Annotated in this window: 1 protein-coding gene; it reads right to left on the bottom strand. The window is 30.6% G+C overall.

Translation table 11 applies throughout. From position 1 onward, the window contains the following. Positions 1-899: hypothetical protein (locus BLO51_RS28370; protein WP_143007037.1), on the bottom strand; the 899-nt coding region annotated here is incomplete at its 3' end. Positions 900-1,013: the final 114 nt, after the last annotated feature.

Here is a 1,013-nt window from a genome sequence, read left to right as displayed (position 1 = left end):
TTTTCAATTTCCTTATTTTGGTTAATCAACAGGCGTGGTGTTACTTGGTCATATTGTTCTTTTGATACCCTCAGGAAATATATACCATCTTTATTAATTAATTGTTCACCCATTTCTTTTGCAAGTGATTCGTAATTCTCAATTTCTTCAGAGTCTCCACCAAAACCAACCATATATATCGCATCTTCTTCTTTTGTAATATCATTGAGATACCCTTCAGAATGAAAGAATATTTTAGAATTTCTATCTCCGTTTTCATCTACCTCATAAAATTCATAGGTAAGTCCTGTCCCCCCGCGCCAAGCACCCATTTTATTATTACCCAAAAAGTAACTTCCTGCTTTTTCAAGATCTAACAACTTAACTTTATTAGTTTTTGTATCATAAGAAAAAATGTGTATATATCTCATCATATTACCAAATACCATTAGTTCAGGGACTCCATCTCCATTCATGTCAAAAAAGCGATAGGTATATTTCTTCATATTTTGAGGGTCAAATTCAACTTCAGAATATTCCTCTTTTTCTAGTCTATTAATGTAAGATTCCTCTCCCTTTAATACTTTTAAATATTGTTCTCTGTAGAATGAATTTTCTTCTAAGTTTATAGCTTTAAAGTTTCCCATAAAATCTATATTACTACTTATCTCAGCGATTTTTTCATAAGTTTTTTTACTTACGTACCTTAATTCTTGAAGCTTAGTTTCAAGATTATATATTATTGATTCCGGAGAATTTTTAGGCACTGAATTACTCTCCTCCTCTATAAAGGTTATATTCGAAAGTAGTTCCTTACCTTCTACATTTTTATCTTTAAATTTATCATGCAAAACAAAAGTTGTAATTACTAGAAATAGCACACTAACCAAGAATATCAATACTTGCTTTTTAACTTTCATATAATTTTTACCTACCTTATCACGCCTGTTGATTAACCAGATACTGGTTTTTTGAGGTTTGACAAATAGACATGTTTTTCCAACACTTTGGTAGTGGCGATGATCCATTCAATT

The organism is Paenibacillus tianmuensis (genome assembly GCF_900100345.1).
Taxonomy (GTDB): Bacteria; Bacillota; Bacilli; order Paenibacillales; family NBRC-103111; genus Paenibacillus_G; species Paenibacillus_G tianmuensis.
The sequence above is the reverse complement of the archived record's forward strand: the minus strand, read 5'-3'. Positions and strand labels throughout refer to the sequence as shown.